We start from the raw sequence: 3,008 nt of genomic DNA, 5'->3' as shown, positions 1-3,008 counted from the left end.
CTTTTCTAAAAGTCACGAAAACATGAACCAAAAATTGCCCCGACGAATCGAGCGAAAGCGAGATTCAATAGAGTTTGAGCGAAGCGAAAACCAAGGGCAATTTTTCATTCCCTGGGCTTTTAATTATTTTTAAGCTTTTAAATGCTTTTAGACATGCTCAAGACTTTGTAAATAAAGGCTTCTAGATCTTATATGACTACGTTTACCTACCAATATGACTACGTTTACCTACCAATATGACTACGTTTACCTACCAATATGACTACGTTTACCTACCAATAATCTACATTATTTTTTTTGTAGATTTAACTACGTTTACCTTGCATTAATCTACATATTTATTATTATAGATTTATATTCATAAGTAATAATGTAGACAAATAAAATGCGGGACTTAGTAGTTAAAGATAATGCCTTAATTAATGCGAGTTATAACTTAGACTTAGTAGAACAACGTTTGATCTTATTAGCTATCGTCGAAGCAAGAGATAGTGGTCGAGGAATCAATGCAAATGACCCCTTAGAAGTGCATGCTGAGAGTTATGTAAATCAATTTAATGTTGCAAGACAAACAGCTTACCAAGCGTTAAAAGATGCTTGTAAGGATCTATTTGTACGTCAATTTAGCTATCAAGAAATTAATAAAAGAGGAAATGTAGAGAATGTTTTAAGTCGCTGGGTGAGCGAGATTAGATATATCGATGATGAGGCTACAGTAAAGTTAATATTTGCCCCTGCAATCGTGCCACTTATTACACGTTTAGAAGAACAATTCACTAAATATGAGTTACAACAGATTAGTAATCTCAGCAGTGCTTATGCTGTGCGGTTGTATGAATTATTAATTGCTTGGCGTAGTACGGGTCAAACTCCAATTATCGAACTAGCAGAGTTCAGACAAAAAATAGGCGTTCTTGATGATGAATATACAAGAATGGGAAATTTCAAAGATCGAGTATTAAATCTAGCTATTGCCCAAATTAATGAACACACGGATATTAACGTCCAATGTCAGCAACATAAAAAGGGACGTAATATTTCTGGTTTTTCATTCAACTTTAAACTGAAAAAAGTCGTTATAGCTCATAACAAAGAGCAAACTGCTCTTGAGATTTTCTCAAAATTTACCGATGCACAGCGTCATCTTTTTGCCAGTAAACTGTCTGAGCTTCCAGAGATGAATAAATATTCTCAAGGTACTGAAAGCTACTCACAATTTGCAGTTCGAATTTCTGAAATGCTACGAGATCCACAAAAATTTGAAGAACTACTCCCATATCTAAAAAAAGTAGGCTTTAATACAAAATAAACTTCATGTTCAGATTGGATGTTCACATAAACATCCTTGTACACGCACTGAGGGATTCCATTGAACACAACAAAATTTAGCGTTATGGACGCAAGTAAAGCCTTTAAAAAATCACGTACAACAATATACGAGGCTTTAAAAAGTGGTGAATTATCAAGAGATCATGATGGACTTATAGACTTGTCTGAACTTATCAGAGTTTATGGCAATCCAGTCGGTGTTCAGTCCAGTGCACGTACTGAACAAGTTCAAAAGGATGTACAAGTACACGTTCAATCTGAAGTTGAAAATGTATTAAAAGATCAAATTTCTTTACTCAAAAATCAGTTAGAGTTAGCAAATCAAAGAGAAAAGTCTTTGATGCAACATATTGAAGATCTTACTCATAGAATTGAGTTTAAGGGCACCTTAGAACAGCCAAAACAAGAAAATATTAATCAACTAAATGAATCTACTAATTCGAATATAGCAACAGATCCTCGGCCACAGACTGAGTCAAACTATGACGGATTGACTACTCCTCAGAAAGACAATAAACGTATCCCTGTCCCTGAACACGTTGAGCCTGAGCCTAAAAAGAGGGGCTTCCTGAGCCGTTTCTTCCTTCCTTATGGTTAGCCAGGACTCCAATTTTTTGATGAGCCAATTTCAGTGCAAGCACATGAAATAATGACTCATCAAAAAACCGGATGAGGTTTATTAAAACTGAATAAACTTGTGGAACATTGCTTAGTTATTGAGCGTGGAACACGAAAAATCACTGAAAAAGCCTAAGAGTGGTCTCTTAGGCTTTTTTGTACAGAATAATACATTGATTATATTAAGGTTTTATTAATGATTTCGTATAAGGTGTATTATGTTAATTTTAGATAAAAAAGTTATCAAAAAAATGGTGAAATATGTTTAAAGGTTTTTTTAATAAAATATTGAAAAATAAAAAATCAGATAATGATGGTAAATCAATATTAGATGAGATTTTTCATGAACATACTCAAGCTTTTTTAAGTATTCCTAGATTTGCTAGCTTAAGTGATGAGTTTCGAAATAATCTCATAAATTCTCTTTATGCAAACTTTAAGAATATTGAGTTATCTACAAACCCTATAATGGATTTAAGAGAGTTAATTGCTAGTTATGTTATCCAACATGCTGAATTGCAAATACTCTGTTTGAACGAAATAGAAAAAAAAGAAGCTAGTTATAAAGATAATCCTTATATTTCAGGTGCTCTTTATAAAAATATACGTCAAGCATCTGACTATGTAGATGATTTAAAAGATTTAAAATGGAAATACCCTAATATTAGTGATGATGAGTTAATTTCTTTTTGTAATAGTAGGTGTGTTGTTCTTCAATATTTTATTAATGGACTGAATAGACTTAGAATTGTTTATAAAGACTATGATATGACCAAAGATTGGTTATTACCTTTCATGACTGCAATGTTAATTTGTGAAGAAGATAAAATTCGAAAAAAAATTGGATTAGAGTCTCTATTGTTAGATGGGTTAGATTCTCTTAAGTATAGTACTTTTTTAAATTTTGTGATCAATGGGGAGGTCAATCCATATTATAAATGGGAAAAGGCTTATGGTTCATTAAGTTCTGAGCAATCACTTACTCTCTAATTCAAATAGTTAATAGCCACAGATTTTCGAGACACTTTTTAGTTAGATATGGCCTTATTTAACATAATGGT

At 32.5% G+C, this 3,008-nt stretch carries 3 protein-coding genes; all 3 read left to right on the top strand.

The features are described from left to right. The first annotated feature begins 385 nt into the window (after positions 1 to 385). A complete protein-coding gene (gene repM / locus A7A69_RS08765) occupies positions 386 to 1,309 on the top strand; it encodes a replication initiation protein RepM (protein ID WP_005021644.1) in 924 nt (307 codons plus the stop codon). Positions 1,310 to 1,369: 60 nt separating this feature from the next. Continuing rightward, complete coding sequence (locus A7A69_RS08760) at positions 1,370 to 1,927, top strand: plasmid replication DNA-binding protein (RefSeq protein ID WP_227656918.1); 558 nt, start codon at positions 1,370 to 1,372, stop codon at positions 1,925 to 1,927. 281 nt (positions 1,928 to 2,208) lie between these two features. After that, the gene (locus A7A69_RS08755; protein ID WP_152877082.1) at positions 2,209 to 2,937 is read left to right on the top strand and encodes a hypothetical protein; all 729 of its coding nucleotides are present in this window, start codon (positions 2,209 to 2,211) and stop codon (positions 2,935 to 2,937) included. The last annotated feature ends 71 nt before the right edge of the window (positions 2,938 to 3,008 follow it).

This window comes from Acinetobacter guerrae (assembly GCF_009372255.1).
In the GTDB taxonomy this organism is placed as follows: domain Bacteria; phylum Pseudomonadota; class Gammaproteobacteria; order Pseudomonadales; family Moraxellaceae; genus Acinetobacter; species Acinetobacter guerrae.
This window is presented reverse-complemented; position numbering and strand designations above follow the sequence as displayed.